Consider the following 17,813-nt stretch of genomic DNA (forward strand, 5'->3'; position numbering starts at 1 on the left):
CGCAGCGCGTGGCCTCTCGTATCGAAGACTATGGCCTGATCGGAGATTGCGAGACCGCAGCCCTGGTCGGCCGCGACGGCTCGATCGACTGGCTGTGTTGGCCCGCGTTCGATTCCGACCCCTGCTTCGCGGCGCTGCTTGGCACGTCGAGGAATGGCCGCTGGCTGCTGGCGCCCGCCGGAGAGATCAGGCAGACCGCGCGGCGCTACTGGGACGATACGCTGATCCTGGAGACCCGGTTCGAGGCGGAAGGCGGCGCGGTCGCGCTGATCGACTTCATGCCGCCGCGCGGCAACGCCTCCGATGTGGTCCGCCTCGTTCGCGGCGTCAGCGGCCGCGTCAAGATGCGCATGGAGTTGGTGATCCGCTTCGGCTTCGGGGTCGATGTTCCCTGGGTGCGGAAGAATCCGGATGGCGACGGGCTTCTGGCGATCAGCGGGCAGGACATGACCGTGCTGCGCACGCCGGTCGAAACCCGCGGCAAGGATCTGACCACGTTCGCCGATTTCGAGGTCGGCGAAGGCGACACCGTGCCGTTCGTCCTGACCTATGGACCGTCCTATCACCCGGTGCCGGAGGCGATCGACCCTGAGGCCGCGCTGAAGGACACCGAGGAATATTGGCGGGAATGGTGCAGCCGTTCGACCTATGACGGCAGCTATCAACGCGCGCTCGTGATGCGCTCGCTGATCACGCTGAAGGCGCTGACCTACAGGCCGACCGGCGGCATCGTCGCGGCACCCACCACGTCGTTGCCGGAAAAGCTCGGCGGCGCGCGCAATTGGGACTACCGGTTTTGCTGGCTGCGCGACGCCACCTTTACGCTGCTGGCCCTGATGAATTCGGGCTACACCGAGGAAGCGGCGGCCTGGCACAACTGGCTGCTGCGGGCCGCAGCCGGCGCGCCGGCCAACATGCAGATCATGTACGGCATCCTGGGCCAGCGGCGCCTCCTGGAATGGGAGGCCGGGTGGCTGTCCGGCTATGAAGGGGCGCAGCCGGTCCGCGCCGGCAACGCCGCGCATGCGCAGCTTCAGCTCGACGTCTATGGCGAGTTGATCGACGCCTTCCACCAGTCTCGCATGGCCAGGCTGAAGCTCGACGAAGAGAACTGGTCGCTGGAATGTACTGTCGTCACCCATCTCGCCGATGTCTGGGATCAGCCGGATCACGGCATCTGGGAGCGCCGCGGCCCCCCCAGACACTACGTGTTCTCCAAGGTGATGTGCTGGGTCGCCTTCGACCGCGCCATCAAGAGCGCGGAGCGGTTCGGCTTCAAGGGGCCGCTGGTCAAATGGCGGGTGCTGCGCGAGGCCATTCATCGCGACGTCTGCCAACGCGGCTTCGACCCTGGCCTCAACAGTTTCGTCGAGAGCTATGGCTCAAAGCTGCTCGACGCCAGCCTGCTGCTGCTGCCGTCGGTCGGCTTCCTGCCGCCGGGCGATCCGCGCATCCGCGGCACGATCGACGCGGTCGAGCGGCACATGATGCGCGACGGCTTCGTGCTGCGGCACGATCCGCGCGAGGTGTCCGATGAGGTCCAGCCGATCGAGGGCGCATTCCTGGCCTGCAGCCTGTGGTTTGCCGACGCTCATGTGCTGGCGGGAGATGTCGACAAGGCGCAGACCATGTTCGACCGCGTGGTCGCGGTCGCCAATGATCTCGGACTGTTGGCCGAAGAGTTCGATTCCGGCACCGGCCGGCTGACCGGCAATTTCCCGCAGGCGCTGACCCATATCGCGCTGATCAATACCGCGCATAATCTCAGCGCCGCCAGGGCCGATGCCGAGAAGCCCGCGGTGCAGCGGTCGACTTGAAGCGTGAAGTTAAGTTGAACCCGCGACCGCGGCGATGCTGCCCTCCGTCTTCCGCTTGCGGGACCGCCGCAGGTGCGCGCTGCCAAAATATCGAAAACAACCCCATGCAAAGGAGCCGGCAGCTGCCGGCATTCGACCAGGCAACTTGACATGTCGGGCAAATCAGGAGTATATTTCCAATATTCAGAAATCGTGCGAGCGGCGATCACGCTGCGGCCCGCGCTCGATCACGGGTGGGGCGATCGTCCGCACGCCTCAGCGAAGCTGCAATACCGTGTCCATCGCGCGTGCGAAACCGTCGTGCTCGTTGGTTTCGGTGACATGCGTGGCGCGCGCCTTGACGTCATCGCTGGCATTGCCCATCGCGAAGGAGACGCCGCTCCTGGCGAACATCGGCAGATCGTTCTGCATGTCGCCGATCGTGGCGACATTCTCCAGCGGCACGCCAAGGCGCTTCGCGATGCCCTCGACGAAGGTGCCCTTGTCGTGGCCCGGCGGGGTGACGTCGAGATAGTAGGTCTGCGAGCGGACCGCGGTGGCATCGCGGCCGACCATCAGCTGCATCTCCGCCTCGCAGCGTTGCAGCAGGGCTGCATCCGAGCTCGCGCCGACGATCTTGCAGGCCTGGTCGAGATAGGGCGTGAAATCGCCGACGATGGTCGGATCATGCTTGATCGTGTGCTGCTCGTGGGCGGTGTACTCGCCGTCAGGGTTGCGCGTCAGCCAGCGATCGTTGGTAAACAGCCAGATATCGACGCCGCGCTCGTGCAGCATATCGATGCAGCGTTTTGCGACCGCTGCCGGGATCAAATGCTGCTCGAGGGGCTTGAGCTGCGGATCGACGATCGAGGAGCCGTTGAAGGCACCGATTGGCTGTGTGATCGCAAGCGGAGCAATCAGGAAACCCATCCCGATTGTCGGCCGGCTGGAGACGATGGTGAAGCCGATGCCGGCCTCATGCAGCCTGCGCACCGCCGCCCTGGCGCCGTCGGTCAGGGTCTTGTCCTTGGTGAGCAGCGTGCCGTCGACATCGGATACGACAAGGGCGATGCGGGTCATGGGCGGTCCAGCTTCAGTTGAGTGACGATGTCTTCGACGATGATTTCGACCGGACGGTCGATCGCAACCGTGATCGGACGTTCCTCCGGTGTCGGCGGCTCCAGCGTCTTGAACTGGCTGGCGAGCAGCCCCGGCGGCATGAAATGGCCCTTGCGCGCGCCGAGCCGCGTGGCGATCAGCTCCTGCGAGCCGTCGAGGAAGACGATGCGGATATCGTCGCGGCCATGCACCAGGATGTCGCGATAGGCGCGCTTCAGCGCGGAGCAGGCGATGACGGCGCGTTCGCGGACGCCGCAGGTACGGTCGATCTCGTCGGCGATCGCGCGCAGCCAGGGCCAGCGATCCTCGTCGGTGAGCGGTTGTCCCGAATGCATTTTGGCGACATTGCTTGGCGGATGAAAACTGTCGCCGTCCTCGAAGCGCCAGCCGATCCTGATCGCAAGGCGGTCGGCGATGGTGCTCTTGCCCGAGCCGGAGACGCCCATCACGACCAGTGCGCAGGGGGTTTGTCCGTCACCCACGAAAGTCCTCCGGCAGCGCGGCCTGATCGATCAGCCAGACGGTCTCGCCCTGCGATCGCGCGCGGTTTGCCGGCAGGTTCTCGCCTGCGAACAGGCGCGTCAAGATCGCGCGCTTGTTCTCGCCCGCCACCTCGAACAGCATCTCGCGGCACGAGGCGAGCGCGGGCAGGGTCAACGACACGCGCGGCACGAACGGCTCGACATTGGCCTTGGGCACGCCGACCACCCAGCGCTGCGTTTCCTCGACCGCGGGATAACCCGGAAACAGCGAAGCGGTGTGGCCGTCGGGGCCGATGCCCATCAGCACCAGGTCGAACAGCGGCCGCTTCGGATCGAGCTGTTCGGCGCCGTAGAATGCCATCAGCTCGTTCTCGTACAGCGCCGCGCTGACGTCGGGATCCCTGAGATCGGCGGTGTCGGTCGCGATCGGATGGACATTCGCGGCCGGCGCACAGCGGTCGAGGAAGGCCTGGCGCGCCATGCTCATGTTGTGCAGCTTGTCCTTGCGCGGCACCAGTCGCTCATCGCCGATGAACCAGTCGATACGGTCCCACGGAATCCTCTGGCGATAGTCCGGCGTCGCCAGCAGCTGGTAGAGCGCCTTGGGGCTGGAGCCGCCGGTGAGGCACACGGCGATCCGGCCGCTGTTCTGGTCGATCCTGGCGATCATCCGCTCGGCGGCCGCCTGCGCCAGTGCCGCCGGATCGGCGACCGTGATGATCTGGCGCTCGCGGCTCGCGGTCATGTCAGCCCAGCTTCCGCCAGCTGCGGCCGTCGCGGGTGAGCAGCGCGTTGGCGGCCTCCGGGCCTTCGGTGCCGGCCTTGTAGGGCTGCAGGCCGCGGCTGCCGGCGCTCTTCCAGGCGTCGAGGAAAGGCTGCACCGCCTGCCACCCGGCCTCGACGCTGTCGGCACGCTGAAACAGGATGTTGTCGCCGATCATGCAGTCATAGATCAGCGTCTCGTAGCCGGTCGACGGCTCGGCCTTGAAGTAGTCCTTGTAGCGGAACTTCATCTCGACGCCGTCGATGTTGATGGTCGGGCCGGGTACCTTGGTGTTGAACTGCAGCTCGATGCCCTCGGTCGGCTCGGTGGAGATGACCAGGTAGTTCTGCGAGAGGCGGTCGACCGCGGTGTCGCGGAACATCGCGAACGGCGCCTGCTTGAACTTGATCGCGATCTCGGTGCGCTTGGTGGTGAGCGCCTTGCCGGTGCGCAGGTAGAACGGCACGCCGGCCCAGCGCCAATTGTCGATGGTCAGCTTCAGCGCGGCGTAGGTCTCGGTCGAGCTGTCGGGCCTGACGTCGGGCGTCTTGAGAAAGTCCTCGATCTCGGTGTCGCCGATCCGGCCGGCGCGATACTGGCCGCGCACCGAATTGTGCAGCGCTTCCTGTTCGCTCTGGGTCTGGATCGCGCTCAGCACCTCGGCTTTTTCGGAGCGCACCGCATGGGCGTCGAAGCGCGCCGGCGGCTCCATCGTCACCAGCGATAGCAGCTGGAACAGATGGTTCGGCACCATGTCGCGCAGCGCGCCGGTGGCGTCATAGAAGCTGCCGCGATGACCGACGCCGAGCTTCTCGTCCACGGTGATCTGGATATGGTCGATGTGGTTGCGGTTCCAGATCGGCTCGAACATGCCGTTGGCGAAGCGCAGTACCAGGATGTTCTGGACGGTTTCCTTGCCGAGATAGTGATCGATCCGGTAGATCTGGTGCTCGTCCATCAGCTTCAGCAGCGCTGAATTCAGCGCCTTGGCCGATGCCAGATCGGTGCCGAACGGCTTCTCCACGATCAGCCGGCGCCAGGCGCCGTTCTCCTCCAGCATGCCGGTGCGCCCGAGCTGCTGGCTGATCGGCAGGAACGCTCGCGGCGGGGTCGCGAGATAGAACAGCCGGTTGCCTCCGGTGCCGCGCGCCGTCTCGAGCTTGTCGAGCCGTTCGTTCATGGCATCGAAGGAGGGCGGATCGCTCGGATCGGCCTCGATCGAGGTGACGCATTCGAACAGCCGCGTGACGACCGCCTCATCGAGCGGCCGGGTCGCGAATTTGCGCAGCCCTTGCATCAGGCTGTCCTTCATCTGGTCGCTCGACATGCCCTTGCGGGCGATACCGACGACGCAGAATTTGTCCGGCAGCAGATTGCCGGCGGCGAGATTGTAGAGCGCCGGGATGACCAGCCGGTGCGTCAGATCACCGGTGGCGCCGAAGATGATGAAGGAGCAAGGATCGGGTTTCTTCTGCACGTGACCTTCCGCGGTTATCTCGAGAGCTCCGTTCCGATTGTATCGGAACGGAGCTCTCGATTCTTGTTTTGACGCGTTTTCTTCACGCGAACCGGTGCCCACTTCGCTTGAAAACGCTTTTTAAGTTTTTTTCGGCGGCTCCTTGTGGCCGCCGAAACCTGCGCGCATCGCCGAGAGGATCTTCTCCGCGAAGGTGTGATCCTTGCGCGAGCGGAAGCGCGTGTAGAGCGCGGCCGTCAGCACCTCGGCCGGCACGGCCTCGTCGACCGCGGCATTGACGGTCCAGCGGCCTTCGCCGGAATCCTCGACAAAGCCGGAATAGTTGTCGAGCGTGTGGTTCTGCGCCAGCGCCGATGCGGTGAGGTCGAGCAGCCAGGACGGGATCACGCTGCCGCGCCGCCAGACTTCCGCGATGTCGGCGATGTCGAGGTCGAAGCGATGCTCCGGCGGCAGCGCCTCGATATTGGCGTTCTTCAGGATGTCGAAGCCTTCGGCATAGGCCTGCATCAGGCCGTATTCGATGCCGTTATGGATCATCTTGACGAAATGCCCGGCGCCGATTGGACCGGCGTGGATGTAGCCTTGCTCGATGCGCGGATCGCGGCCCTCGCGACCGGAGGTGCGCGGGATGTCGCCGATCCCGGGCGCCAGCGTCTTGAAAATCGGGTCGAGCCGGTCGACCACCTTCTTGTCGCCGCCGATCATCATGCAGTAGCCGCGTTCGATGCCCCAGATGCCGCCGCTGGTGCCGACATCGACGTAATGCAGCCCGCGCTCCCTGAGCGCCTTGCCGCGGCGGACGTCGTCCTGCCAGAAGGTGTTGCCGCCGTCGATGATGACGTCGCCGGGCTGCATCAGCTTCGACAGCGCCTCGATGGTGGCTTCGGTGATCTTGCCGGCCGGCAGCATCACCCAGGCGGTGCGCGGCGCCTCCAGCTTGAGGACGAAATCCTCCAGCGACGAGGACCCGGTGGCATTGTCGGCGACGAGCGCCGCGACGGCCTTCGGATCCTTGTCGTAGACCACGGTGGTGTGGCCCTGGGTCATCAGGCGGCGGACGATGTTGCCGCCCATCCGCCCGAGGCCGATCATGCCGAGTTGCATCCCTCGCCTCCGTCAGTTCAGTGCAGCCGAGATCGCGGCATCGAGCGCCGCGAGCCCGGAGGTGAGATCGCCCTTGAGATGCACGCGCAGCGCCCGCCGGCCGCGCTCGGTGAGCACGTCGAAATCGCCGCGCGCCTGCGCCGCCTTGATCACGCCGAAGCTCGCCTTCTGGCCGGGTACCGGCAGGTCCTCCGTATCGTCGGTCGTGACCTGCAGGAACACGCCGCTGTCGGGTCCGCCCTTGTAGGCCTGCCCGGTCGAATGCAGGAAGCGCGGACCGAACTCGGCGCAGGTCGCAAGGTGCTTTGCGTCGCGTAGCTTCAGCCGCATCGCCTGCATGGCGTCGATGGTGTCGCCGTCGCGCTCGATATAGGCGAGCAGGGCGACATAGTCGCCGCGGCCGGACCGCGAGAGGTGCGCCTTGATCCAGGAGTTGAGATCGCCGTTCGCACCGGCCTTGCGCAGCTCCTCGGCGTTCTGCGCGTCGGTGTAGAGATCGACCCCGTCCGCCGATACCACCGGCTGTTCGGCCGGCAGCGATCCGGTCTTCTCGAACGCGGCCGTCAGTTCGCGGGTCTTGATCTTGGCGGCTTCGACGTCGGGCTGGTTGAACGGGTTGATGCCGAGGATCGAGCCGGCCACCGCGGTCGCGATCTCGAAGCGGAAGAACTCCTGGCCGATATGGTCGATCGACTTCATCACGATCCGAACCACGGGATGGCCTGCGGCCTCGAGCGCCGCGAGTTTGGCCTCATGCGCGGCGTCGTGCTCGCTATCGGTACGCAGGTCGATGAAGAAGCGGTCGTTGCCGTAGACTGCCGCCTCGCCAATCGTCTCGCCCTCGATCGGGATCAGGCCTTTGCCGTCCTTGCCGGTCGATTCCGCGATCAACTGCTCGGCCCAGGCGCCGAAATCGGCAACGTCCGGCGAGGCGAAGATCGTCACCTTGTCGCGGCCTTCGAGGCCCGCGATCCCCATCGCGAGCCCGAGCTGCACGCCCGGGTTCTCCTGCGGCGGCACGTCGGCACCGCAGGAGCGCACCATCGCGAGCGTATGGCCGAGCAGGCTGCGGACGTCGATGCCGGCGGCGGCCGCCGGCACCAGACCGAACGGCGACAGCACGGAATAGCGGCCGCCGATCGCAGGGTCGCCGTAGAAGATGCGGGCAAAGCCCTGCTTGATCGCGACCTTTTGCAGCGACGAGCCCGGATCGGTCACCGCGATAAAGCGGTGGCCGGCCTTGTCCTTGCCGATCGCCTTCGCCACCCGATCGAAGAAATAGTCCTTCATCACGTTCGGCTCGGTGGTGCCGCCGGATTTGGAGGAGACGATGAACAGCGTCCTTGCGATGTCGACATACTCCTCCATCGCGCGCACCTGCGCCGGATCGGTGGAGTCGAGCACGTGCAGCCGCGGGAAACCGGACCGGTGCGGGAAGGTCTGGGCCAAGACCTCAGGCCCGAGGCTCGACCCGCCCATGCCGAGCACGACGGCATCGGTGAAGTTCTGCCCCTTCACGCGCTGGGCGAAGTCCTCGTAGTCGGCGACGTTCGCGGTGGCCGCGCTGGTGAGCCAGCCCAGCCATTTGTCCTCGTCGTCGCCGGTCCAGACCGATTTGTCCTTGTGCCAGAGCCGACGGATCCTGGCCGCGGCGCGCCATTCCTCGGTGCTCTTCTCGACCGCCTTCTCGATGGCGGCGCCGAGCGCGAGCTTCTGGCGGTCGATGCCGCCGCCCAGCGAGGTGGCGCGCTTGTGGGCGACCGCGCCGTACAGCTTGTCGGCCGCGTCGGCGAACAGCTTGACGCCGTCCTTGACCAGCTCCTCGGTGATCGCATCGAGCGAGATGCCGGACTTCTCCAGCTCCTCCAGCACATGACGGGCGTCCTCGACATTCTCCTCGAGGCTGTCGCGGACCTTGCCGTGGTCGCGGAAGGCATCGAGCGTTGCCGGCGGCACGGTGTTGACGGTGTCGGGGCCGATCAGCTCCTCGACATAGAGCACGTCGCTATAGTCCTTGTTCTTGGTGCCGGTCGAGGCCCAGAGCAGCCGCTGCGGCCTGGCGCCCTTGGCCGTGAGCTTGTCCCAGCGCGCGCCGGAAAACAGCCGCTTGTAGTCCCGATAGGCGAGTTTTGCGTTGGCGATCGCGACCTTGCCCTTTAAGGCCGCGAGCCGCTCCTTTTCGTGCGGATCGTTGGCCTTCGCGATCTTCTCGTCGAGCTGCTTGTCGACCGCGCTGTCGATCCGGCTGACGAAGAAGCTCGCGACGCTCGCGACATGGGAGGGATCGCCGCCCTTGCCGACGTATTTCTCCAGGCCCTTGAGATAGGCCTCGGCGACCTGGCGATAGACCTTCTGCGAGAACAGCAGCGTGATGTTGATGCTGATGCCTTCGCCGATCAGGTACTCGATCGCCGGCAGGCCCTCGGGCGTCCCCGGCACCTTGACCATCAGGTTCTTGCGGTGGACGTCCTTCCAGAGCCGTTCGGCTTCCGCGATCGTGCCCTTGGTGTCCATCGCGAGATAGGGCGACACCTCGAGGCTGACGAAGCCGTCGCCGCCGTGGCTCTGGTCGTAGACCGGGCGCAGCACGTCGGCGGCGTGCTGGATGTCCTCGACCGCGAGGTGCTCGAACAGGTCGGCTACCGAGCGGTCGCCGTTCTTGAGGGCCTTGCCGATCGCCCCGTCATATTCGTCGGAGCTGCCGATCGCCTTCTCGAAGATCGAGGGGTTGGACGTCACGCCTTTGACGCCGTCGGTCTCGATCAGCCGCTTCAGGTCGCCGTTGGCGACGAAGCCGCGGGCGAGGAAGTCCAGCCAGACGGCCTGGCGGTGATTTTCGAGTGCTTTGACGGGGTTCATGGGTGCCTGTTCTCGTTCGATCGAGGGTCGATTTTTGGGTTCCCGGGCAGCTTTCGGGGGCGGAGGGGGATTGTCAACATGGCTGGGGCCCCGGGCGGAATATCAGCATTTCCAAGGGATAACGCCATTCACAACAGTTCGATCCCCTCGGATGCGGTCCGAGCAGACCCTGATCTCGGCACATTTTTATGACGCGCTGCGGCGCAGGACCGCGCATCAGGGCCGCAGGTAGAGGTAACCCTGGGATTACAGCTCGGCGAGGCGGACCACCCCGCCGCGCTCGGCGGCGACGAAGCCGGGGAGCAAGTCGGCGAGGCCGATGTTCTGCGATTTCATGGTGTTGCCGCAGGCGGCGAACTCGATCCCATCCCTGGTGAATTGCCTGACATGTTTTGACAGGTCGGGATTGGCGGCGGCTGAATGAAACGCCTTCAGCGCCTGGCCGTGCGCCACCACCGCAATCGTGACATTGCCGGGGCCGCCGACGCCGTCGAGATGGTTCTGGATGTTGCCGATCACGAAATTGACCTTGTTGAGGTCATCGAGGTGATAGACCACCTTCAGCTTTTGCGGCGGCGCTTCGGTGGCGGCGTCGGCTCGTGACGCTGCGAAGACGGCGCCGATCGCCGACACGGTGCCCCACAGGATGCCGCGTCGGTGCATGGCGTCCCTCGCGCAACTATTGTTGACCCAGTGTTGCCCCTTTTGGGCAAACCTATCATTTGTGCCGGAGCGCGGCGAGTTCCTTGCGGTCGGTCACAAGTTCGGCGCATTCGCCTAAGTCCACGCGATCGACGCGAAAGATCTTGTCGTCGGCGCCGGCAAACAGCGCTTCGCCCGCATCGTCGTCGGGCTTGTTGCGATTCCACACCATGATGCGGCCAAGGCGCGCAATGGCGGATTTATTGTCCCTGGATAACGCCGCCGCCGCCCTCGCAATCCACGCTGCATTCGAAGCGTATTTCGTGTCCGGATTCGGTCGCGATGGCGTGATTGCAGTAGTCGCTGGAGTCGAAATTGCCGGAGCGGTGGCGGTATGTGACGCCGAGCCGGAATGAATGGTTGGTGGCCTTGTCCTCCGGCGCGTCTTCCGCTGCCACCAGAAGCTTCATCGCGCTGACCTTCTGCTTTGGATGCTGCGCCAGATGATTTGCATCGTACCGCCGCACAAAGCAGGCATAGGCTTTCGCGCCGGGCGGGCCGGCGAACATCCTGTTGTCGAAAGCCGCCGCCGCGGCCTTGTCGACGCCTTCCTGCGCCTGGGCGGTTAACGGCGCGCCGGTACAGGCGGCGGCTGCGAGTGCGACAACAAGGAACGCCTGCTTCATGGCCGGCTCGGGAATAGCCGGCGCCTCCAAGGTGTCATCTTTAAAGCGCGGCAATGGTGCCGCGCGGAACTGCGCGGGCTCGTTGCCTTAGTCGCGGCGACAAGGAGGCACGTTCAACGGCGGCTGAACGTTTGTTCATGCGAGTCTGTGACGCGCGCATCTTGACGCCACGGCTGAACGGTCACACTTTTTCAGGGAAGCCCAACGTCCATCGCCGGACGGGAAGTTGCCCGCTCGGATGTCCGCTTCGGAGGCCTGGGCCCCGGTAAACCACGGATGTGGCGAGGGGGTTACAGCCACCAAAAACAAGGGGATATTGATGAACCATTAAGCTTCCTGCCTGTTGATAAGGCAGAGGCTGCACGCGCCGTGCATTGCCGAACTGAGTCGGTCGAGTGTCCAATAGACCCAGCGTGCCGACGCTGATTCGATCCTAGGACGCTCTTGTTACGACTCGTGTCAGTCGTGCGGCGATACATATCGTGGAGAGAGGGATCATGTACAACGATTCTTTGTTCAACGCCTTCGCAAGGTCGTTTGAAGCGCGAAGCCAGACCGACATGTCGATGGCCGAGTATTTGGAGTCGTGTCGAAGTGATCCGATGCGATATGCAAATGCGGCCGAGCGGTTATTGGCGGCAATCGGTGAGCCCCAGATGATCGACACGGCCAAGGACCCACGCCTTGGCCGTATCTTTTTGAACCGTACCATCAGGTCGTATCCGGCCTTCGCCGGCTTCTACGGCATGGAGGACACGATCGAGCGCCTCGTCGGCTTCTTCCGTCACGCCGCGCAGGGCCTCGAAGAGCGCAAGCAGATCCTCTATCTGCTCGGGCCGGTCGGCGGCGGCAAGTCGTCGCTCGCCGAGCGCATCAAGGCGCTGATGGAGATTCATCCGATCTACGTGCTGAAGGCGGGCGACGAGCTGTCGCCGGTGTTCGAGAGCCCGCTTGGGCTGTTTGATCCCGAGACGCTTGGCCCGATGATCGAGGAGAAGTACGGCATTCCGCGCCGCCGGCTGAGCGGGCTGATGTCGCCCTGGGCCTACAAGCGGCTCGAAGCCTTCGGTGGCGACATCTCGCAATTCCGCGTCGCGCGCATCCAGCCTTCAAGGCTGCGCCAGATCGCGGTTGCCAAGACCGAGCCCGGTGACGAGAACAACCAGGACATCTCCTCGCTGGTCGGCAAGGTCGACATCCGCAAGCTCGAGACCTACGCCCAGAACGATCCCGACGCCTACAGCTATTCCGGCGGCCTCAACCGCGCCAACCAGGGCGTGCTCGAGTTCGTCGAAATGTTCAAGGCACCGATCAAGATGCTGCACCCGCTGCTGACCGCGACGCAGGAGGGCAACTACATCGGCACCGAGAATATCGGCGCGATTCCGTTCACCGGCATCATCCTCGCGCACTCCAACGAGGCGGAGTGGCAGAGCTTCAAGACCAACAAGAACAACGAGGCCTTCATCGACCGCATCTGCGTCATCAAGGTCCCGTACGTCCTGCGGGTCACCGAGGAGCAGAAGATCTACGAGAAGCTGATCCAGGGCTCCGAGCTTGCCGCAGCACCTTGCGCTCCGGCGACGCTGGAGACGATGGCGCGCTTCTCGGTGATGTCGCGGCTGCGCAAGCACGAGAACTCGACGCTGTTCGGCAAGATGCGGGTCTATGACGGCGAGAGCCTCAAGGAATCCGACCCGAAGGCACGCAGCGTCCAGGAGTACAAGGACGCGGCCGGCGTCGACGAGGGCATGGACGGCGTATCCACCCGCTTTGCCTTCAAGGTGCTTGCCTCGACCTTCAACCATGACACCACCGAAGTCGGCGCCGATGCGGTGCACCTGATGTATGTGCTGGAGCAGGCGATCCGCCGCGAGCAGCTGCCTGACGAGACCGAGAAGCGCTATCTCGAATTCATCAAGGCCGACCTCGCGCCGCGCTATGCCGAGTTCATCGGCAACGAGATCCAGAAGGCCTATCTGGAATCCTACGCCGACTACGGCCAGAACCTGTTCGACCGCTATGTCGACTACGCCGACGCCTGGATCGAGGATCAGGACTTCAAGGATCCCGACACCGGCCAGCTGATGAACCGCGAGCTCCTGAACCAGGAGCTGACCAAGATCGAGAAGCCGGCCGGCATCGCCAACCCGAAGGACTTCCGCAACGAGGTCGTCAAGTTCTCGCTGCGTTCGCGGGCGCACAACAATGGCAAGAACCCGAGCTGGACCTCCTACGAAAAGGTTCGCGACGTGATCGAGAAGCGGATATTCTCGCAGGTCGAGGATCTGCTTCCGGTGATCTCGTTCGGTTCCAAGAAGGACGGCGAGACCGAGAAGAAGCACGGCGAGTTCGTCGAGCGGATGGTGGAGCGCGGTTATACCGAGCGCCAGGTCCGCCGGCTCGTCGAGTGGTACATGCGGGTGAAGCAGGCCGGCTAATGCGCGATCCGGAAAGCCGGCACCGGCTTTCCGTTTCGTCCCGTCTCGTCCCGTCCCGTCGAAGAAAAATGCGATGCGACTTTCATGATCGCATCCGGTGAGGCAGATGCAACGTGGTCATGCATATCGTCGATCGGCGGTTGAATCCGGGTAGCAAGAGCCTGGAGAACCGGCAGCGCTTCCTGCGGCGCGCCAAGGCGCTGGTGCAGGGAGCTGTCAAGAAGTCGTCGCAGGACCGGGACATCAAGGATGTCCTGGAGGGCGGCGAGGTGACGATCCCGCTGGACGGCATGGACGAGCCGCGGTTCCGGCGCGAGGGCGGCACGCGCGACATGGTGCTGCCCGGCAACAAGAAGTTCGTCGAGGGCGACTGGCTGCAGCGCCCGAACCAGAGCGGTGCCAAGGGCTCCGGCGCTGGCGAGGGCGACAGCGAGGACGCCTTCCGCTTCGTGCTCAGCCGCGAGGAGTTCGTCGACCTTTTCCTCGACGACCTCGAATTGCCCGACCTTGAAAAGCGCAAGCTCGCGGAAACCGAGAGCGAGGGCCTCCGGCGCGCGGGTTATGCGACATCGGGCTCGCCCGCTAACATCTCGATCAGCCGCACGGTGAGCCGGGCGCTGGCGCGGCGTGTGGCGCTGCGCCGGCCGCGCAAGGACGAGATCGAGACGCTCGAGGCCGAGCTTGCGGAATGCGAGGACGATACGCGCCGCCGCGAACTGCTCACGCTGCTCGAAGCGCTGAAGGCCAAGGCCAAGCGGATCCCGTTTATCGATCCGATCGACATCCGCTATCGCCGCTTCGAGACGGTGCCGAAGCCGGTGGCGCAGGCCGTGATGTTCTGCCTGATGGACGTCTCTGGCTCGATGTCCGAGCACATGAAGGATCTGGCAAAGCGGTTCTACATGCTGCTCTACGTGTTCCTGAAGCGGCGCTACAAGCACGTCGAGATCGTGTTCATCCGCCACACCGACCGCGCCGAAGAGGTCGACGAGGACACGTTCTTCCATGGACCGGCGTCGGGCGGCACGCTGGTGTCGAGCGCACTGGTCGCGATGCACGATATCGTCCGCACCCGCTTCCGTCCGGCCGACTGGAACATCTACGCCGCTCAGGCCTCGGACGGCGACAACATGACTTCCGATAGCGCGCTGACCGGCCATCTCCTGACCGAAAAGATCCTGCCGGTTTGCCAGTTCTTCGCCTATCTCGAGGTCGGCGAAGCCGCCAACTACACCTTCGACATGCCGGATTCCTCACTCTGGACCCTCTATGAGCGCCTGCGCAACGAGGGCGAGCCGCTGTCGATGCGCAAGGTGAGCGAGCGCGGCGAGATCTTCCCGGTGTTCCAGGACCTGTTCAAGCGCCGCAGCAAGCAGGAAAGGGTGTAGCGTGATGGGTTCTTCCGGGGAACGGCTGTTCGAGGGCGCCGATTGGGATTTCCAGACCTTGCAGCGGGTCCACGACGCCTGCGAGAAAATCGCGCGCACCGAGCTCGGACTCGACGTCTATCCCAACCAGATCGAGGTGATCACCGCCGAGCAGATGCTCGACGCCTATTCCTCGGTTGGCATGCCGCTGTTCTACAAGCACTGGTCGTTCGGCAAGCAGTTCGCGTTCCAGGAAGCGTCCTATCGCAAGGGCCTGATGGGCCTCGCCTATGAGATCGTGATCAATTCCTCGCCGTGCATTTCCTATCTCATGGAGGAGAACACGGCGACGATGCAAACGCTGGTGATCGCGCACGCGGCGTTTGGGCACAATCACTTCTTCAAGAACAACTATCTGTTCAAGCAGTGGACCGACGCCGACGGCATTCTCGACTATCTGGAATTCGCCAAGGGCTACATCTCGGTCTGCGAGGACCGCCATGGCCGCGAGACGGTGGAGCGAACGCTCGATGCCGCGCATGCGCTGATGTCGCATGGCGTCGACCGCTATCCCGGAAAGAAGACGCTCGATTTGCGTGCCGAGGAGAAGCGGGCCGGCGAGCGCCGGCAGCACGAGGAAAGCGTGTTCAACGATTTGTGGCGAACGGTGCCGAACACCAAGGCCAAGAGCAAGGCTACGCTCACGGCCGAGCGCCGCCGCGCGCTGCTCGGCTTGCCGCAGGAGAACATCCTCTATTTCCTCGAGAAGACCGCGCCGCGCCTTGCACCCTGGCAGCGCGAGCTCATCCGCATCGTGCGCCACATCGCGCAGTATTTCTACCCGCAGGGCCAGACCAAGGTGATGAACGAGGGCACCGCGACCTACGTCCATTACCGCATCATGAACCGGCTGCATCAGCAGGGCCGGATCACCGACGGCAATTTCCTCGAATTTCTGCAGTCGCACACCAATGTGGTGTTCCAGCCCGAATTCGACGACCGCCGCTATTCCGGCTTCAATCCCTACGCGCTCGGCTTCGCCATGATGCAGGACATCGAGCGGATCGTGAAAAATCCGGAGGACGAGGACCGCGAGTGGTTCCCCGACATCGCCGGCAAGGGTGACGTCGAGGGCGTGCTGCGCGAGATCTGGAGCAACTACCGCGACGAGAGCTTCATCAACCAGTTCCTCAGCCCGGCGCTGATCCGGCGCTTCCGCATGTTCCATTTGCACGACGACCCCGCGGAAAGCCAGGGGATCAAGGTCGACGCGATCCACGACGAGCGCGGCTACCGCCGGGTCCGCCGCGAGCTGGCGCGGCAATACGACGTCGGCTTCGTCGACGCCAATATCGAGGTCGTGGATGTCGATCTCGACGGCGATCGCCGCCTGATGCTGCGTCACACCACCGTGAAGGGCGCGCAGCTCAACGAGACCGATGCCCGGCGCGTGCTGCAGCATCTGGCCGATCTGTGGTCCTACGACGTGGCGCTGACCGAAATCGACGGCACCGACAAGGTGCTGAAGGAATATGTCGTCAGCCCGCGCGCGGCGGCGGTCGCGGCTTAAGGATCATGTTCTCGCTGACATGAGCGCGGCGCAGGCCGCCGCGCGGAATGCGAGTCTTGCTCGGTGAACCTTCGTGACTATCGAAGGCTCACATCATGAACATCCCGGCAACAATCCGGATCTTGAAAGCGCATGATGCTCGGCGAGCGAATGTGATTGCCGGCATGCGGAAATCTCATTGCAGTCTTCTTCGCGATTGCCTGCGCGGGCGCGATTGATAAGGTGCGCCGCGTCAAGAAAACCAAGAAAAGGATATGCCCTTGTCAACTCGCTCCCGCCTGGCGGGCTTTCTCGCCTTCACCGCGCTCACGGCCTCGTTGATCTCGCCGTCCGTGGCAGCCGATTCCGTAATCAAGATCGGGAACACCGCACCCTATAGCGGTCCGGCGTCGGCCTACGGCACGATCGCGCGTGCCGAAGCCGCGTATTTCCAGATGCTCAACGATCAGGGCGGCATCAACGGCCGCAAGATCGACTTCGAGAGTCTCGACGACGCCTATTCGCCGTCGAAGACGGTCGAGCAGACCCGCAAGCTCGTCGAGCAGGACGAGGTGGTTGCGATCTTCAGCGCGGTCGGCACCGCGCCGAACATCTCGGTGCAGAAGTACCTCAACATCAAGCACGTGCCGCAGCTGTTCGTGTCCTCCGGCGCGACGCGCTGGAACGATCCGAAGCAATTCCCGTGGACGGTCGGTTTCAATCCGACCTACGAGCTCGAAGGCCGGCTCTACGCAAAATACATCCTGAAGACCAAGCCGGATGCGAAGATCGCCGTCATCACGCCGAACGAGGATGCCGGCAAAGACTATCTCAGGGGTTTCAAGGACGGGCTCGGCGAGCATGTCGGCCAGATCGTCGCGGAGACCACGTATCTCACGACCGATCCCACCATCGATTCCCAGATGGTGACGATGCGCGAGTCCGGCGCGGACGTCTTCTTCGCCGAGGCGACGCCGAAATTCGCGGCCCAGGCGCTGCGCAAGGCGGCGAGCATGGGCTGGAAGCCGCTGACCATCCTGCCGACCGTCTCCAACTCCGTATCCGCGGTGCTCGAGCCGGCCGGCCTCGAGAACGTGATCGGCGTCGTGACCGGCCTCTATCTGAAGGATCCGACCGACCCGCGCTGGATCGACGATCCCGCGCAGAAGGAGTTTGCGGCCTGGATGAAGAAGTACCAGCCGAATGCGAGCCCGGGCGACCTCTTCAACGTGCAGGGCTACACGGTGGCGCAGGTCATGACGGTGGTGCTGAAGAACTGCAACGGCGATTACAGCCGCGACAACATCATCAAGCAGGCGACCAATCTGAAGGCGCTCGAACTGCCGATGCTGCTGCCCGGCATCAAGGTGCAGACCGAGCCCGACAATGTGACGCCGATCCGGCAAATCCAGATGGCGCGGTTCGACGGCAAGTCCTGGGCGCTGTTCGGTGACGTCTTGAGCGACAAGTAGCCGTCACCAACTCCGCTGTCGTCCCTGCCTAGTGCGCAATTGCGCACGGGAGCAGG

The 17,813-nt window shown here is 64.2% G+C and carries 12 protein-coding genes and 1 pseudogene; 5 read left to right on the forward strand and 8 right to left on the reverse strand.

Annotated elements, in window-relative coordinates:
• Window positions 1-8: 8 nt before the first annotated feature.
• On the forward strand, window positions 9-1,817 hold the full coding sequence (locus tag IF803_RS28130) for a glycoside hydrolase family 15 protein (RefSeq protein WP_461194255.1): 1,809 nt from the start codon (window positions 9-11) through the stop codon (window positions 1,815-1,817).
• Window positions 1,818-2,072: 255 nt separating this feature from the next.
• On the opposite strand, the gene IF803_RS28135 is transcribed toward IF803_RS28130, so the two are convergent.
• The 8 genes and pseudogenes from IF803_RS28135 to IF803_RS28170 all read right to left on the reverse strand — a co-directional run bounded on the left by IF803_RS28135 (window position 2,073) and on the right by IF803_RS28170 (window position 10,928).
• A complete protein-coding gene (locus IF803_RS28135) occupies window positions 2,073-2,876 on the reverse strand; it encodes a Cof-type HAD-IIB family hydrolase (RefSeq protein WP_461194257.1) in 804 nt (267 codons plus the stop codon).
• On the reverse strand, window positions 2,873-3,361 hold the full coding sequence (locus tag IF803_RS28140; protein ID WP_051002821.1) for a gluconokinase: 489 nt from the start codon (window positions 3,359-3,361) through the stop codon (window positions 2,873-2,875). Before IF803_RS28140 ends, IF803_RS28135 begins: the two co-directional genes overlap by 4 nt.
• Before the next feature lie 28 nt (window positions 3,362-3,389).
• Window positions 3,390-4,142, reverse strand: a complete 753-nt coding sequence (pgl, locus tag IF803_RS28145) for a 6-phosphogluconolactonase (RefSeq protein WP_028342438.1) — start codon at window positions 4,140-4,142, stop codon at window positions 3,390-3,392.
• Window position 4,143: 1 nt separating this feature from the next.
• Complete coding sequence (gene zwf, locus IF803_RS28150; protein ID WP_461194260.1) at window positions 4,144-5,637, reverse strand: glucose-6-phosphate dehydrogenase; 1,494 nt, start codon at window positions 5,635-5,637, stop codon at window positions 4,144-4,146.
• Window positions 5,638-5,757: 120 nt separating this feature from the next.
• A complete protein-coding gene (gene gnd / locus IF803_RS28155) occupies window positions 5,758-6,741 on the reverse strand; it encodes a phosphogluconate dehydrogenase (NAD(+)-dependent, decarboxylating) (RefSeq protein WP_411782810.1) in 984 nt (327 codons plus the stop codon).
• 12 nt (window positions 6,742-6,753) lie between these two features.
• Complete coding sequence (locus IF803_RS28160) at window positions 6,754-9,600, reverse strand: bifunctional transaldolase/phosoglucose isomerase (protein ID WP_461194262.1); 2,847 nt, start codon at window positions 9,598-9,600, stop codon at window positions 6,754-6,756.
• Window positions 9,601-9,846: 246 nt separating this feature from the next.
• Entirely contained in the window at window positions 9,847-10,263 is a 417-nt protein-coding gene (locus tag IF803_RS28165; protein WP_461194264.1) for a DsrE family protein, read from the reverse strand.
• A 55-nt stretch (window positions 10,264-10,318) separates the two neighbouring features.
• Window positions 10,319-10,928 (reverse strand): annotated as a pseudogene (locus IF803_RS28170) (hypothetical protein).
• A 497-nt stretch (window positions 10,929-11,425) separates the two neighbouring features.
• Between IF803_RS28170 and IF803_RS28175 the strand changes: the two are divergent.
• The 4 genes from IF803_RS28175 to IF803_RS28190 all read left to right on the forward strand — a co-directional run bounded on the left by IF803_RS28175 (window position 11,426) and on the right by IF803_RS28190 (window position 17,757).
• Window positions 11,426-13,369: a PrkA family serine protein kinase gene (locus IF803_RS28175; RefSeq protein ID WP_028342433.1), complete on the forward strand. Its 1,944-nt coding sequence runs from the start codon at window positions 11,426-11,428 to the stop codon at window positions 13,367-13,369.
• 119 nt (window positions 13,370-13,488) lie between these two features.
• Entirely contained in the window at window positions 13,489-14,757 is a 1,269-nt protein-coding gene (locus tag IF803_RS28180) for a YeaH/YhbH family protein (protein WP_304500358.1), read from the forward strand.
• A gap of 4 nt (window positions 14,758-14,761) precedes the next feature.
• Window positions 14,762-16,306 (forward strand): SpoVR family protein, encoded by a 1,545-nt coding sequence (locus IF803_RS28185; protein ID WP_461194269.1) that lies wholly within the window; start codon window positions 14,762-14,764, stop codon window positions 16,304-16,306.
• Window positions 16,307-16,560: 254 nt separating this feature from the next.
• Entirely contained in the window at window positions 16,561-17,757 is a 1,197-nt protein-coding gene (locus IF803_RS28190; protein WP_461194266.1) for an ABC transporter substrate-binding protein, read from the forward strand.
• Window positions 17,758-17,813: the final 56 nt, after the last annotated feature.

Source organism: Bradyrhizobium sp. UFLA06-06 (assembly GCF_054820065.1).

Bases quoted from the DNA above. Each gene is read 5' to 3' on its own strand.
- gnd (WP_411782810.1), bottom strand. From the start codon at position 6,741: ATGCAACTCGGCATGATCGGCCTCGGGCGGATGGGCGGCAACATCGTC.
- IF803_RS28135 (WP_461194257.1), bottom strand. From the start codon at position 2,876: ATGACCCGCATCGCCCTTGTCGTATCCGATGTCGACGGCACGCTGCTC.
- IF803_RS28175 (WP_028342433.1), top strand. From the start codon at position 11,426: ATGTACAACGATTCTTTGTTCAACGCCTTCGCAAGGTCGTTTGAAGCG.
- IF803_RS28140 (WP_051002821.1), bottom strand. From the start codon at position 3,361: ATGGGCGTCTCCGGCTCGGGCAAGAGCACCATCGCCGACCGCCTTGCG.
- pgl (WP_028342438.1), bottom strand. From the start codon at position 4,142: ATGACCGCGAGCCGCGAGCGCCAGATCATCACGGTCGCCGATCCGGCG.
- IF803_RS28180 (WP_304500358.1), top strand. From the start codon at position 13,489: ATGCATATCGTCGATCGGCGGTTGAATCCGGGTAGCAAGAGCCTGGAG.
- IF803_RS28185 (WP_461194269.1), top strand. From the start codon at position 14,762: ATGGGTTCTTCCGGGGAACGGCTGTTCGAGGGCGCCGATTGGGATTTC.
- IF803_RS28165 (WP_461194264.1), bottom strand. From the start codon at position 10,263: ATGCACCGACGCGGCATCCTGTGGGGCACCGTGTCGGCGATCGGCGCC.
- IF803_RS28160 (WP_461194262.1), bottom strand. From the start codon at position 9,600: ATGAACCCCGTCAAAGCACTCGAAAATCACCGCCAGGCCGTCTGGCTG.
- IF803_RS28190 (WP_461194266.1), top strand. From the start codon at position 16,561: ATGCCCTTGTCAACTCGCTCCCGCCTGGCGGGCTTTCTCGCCTTCACC.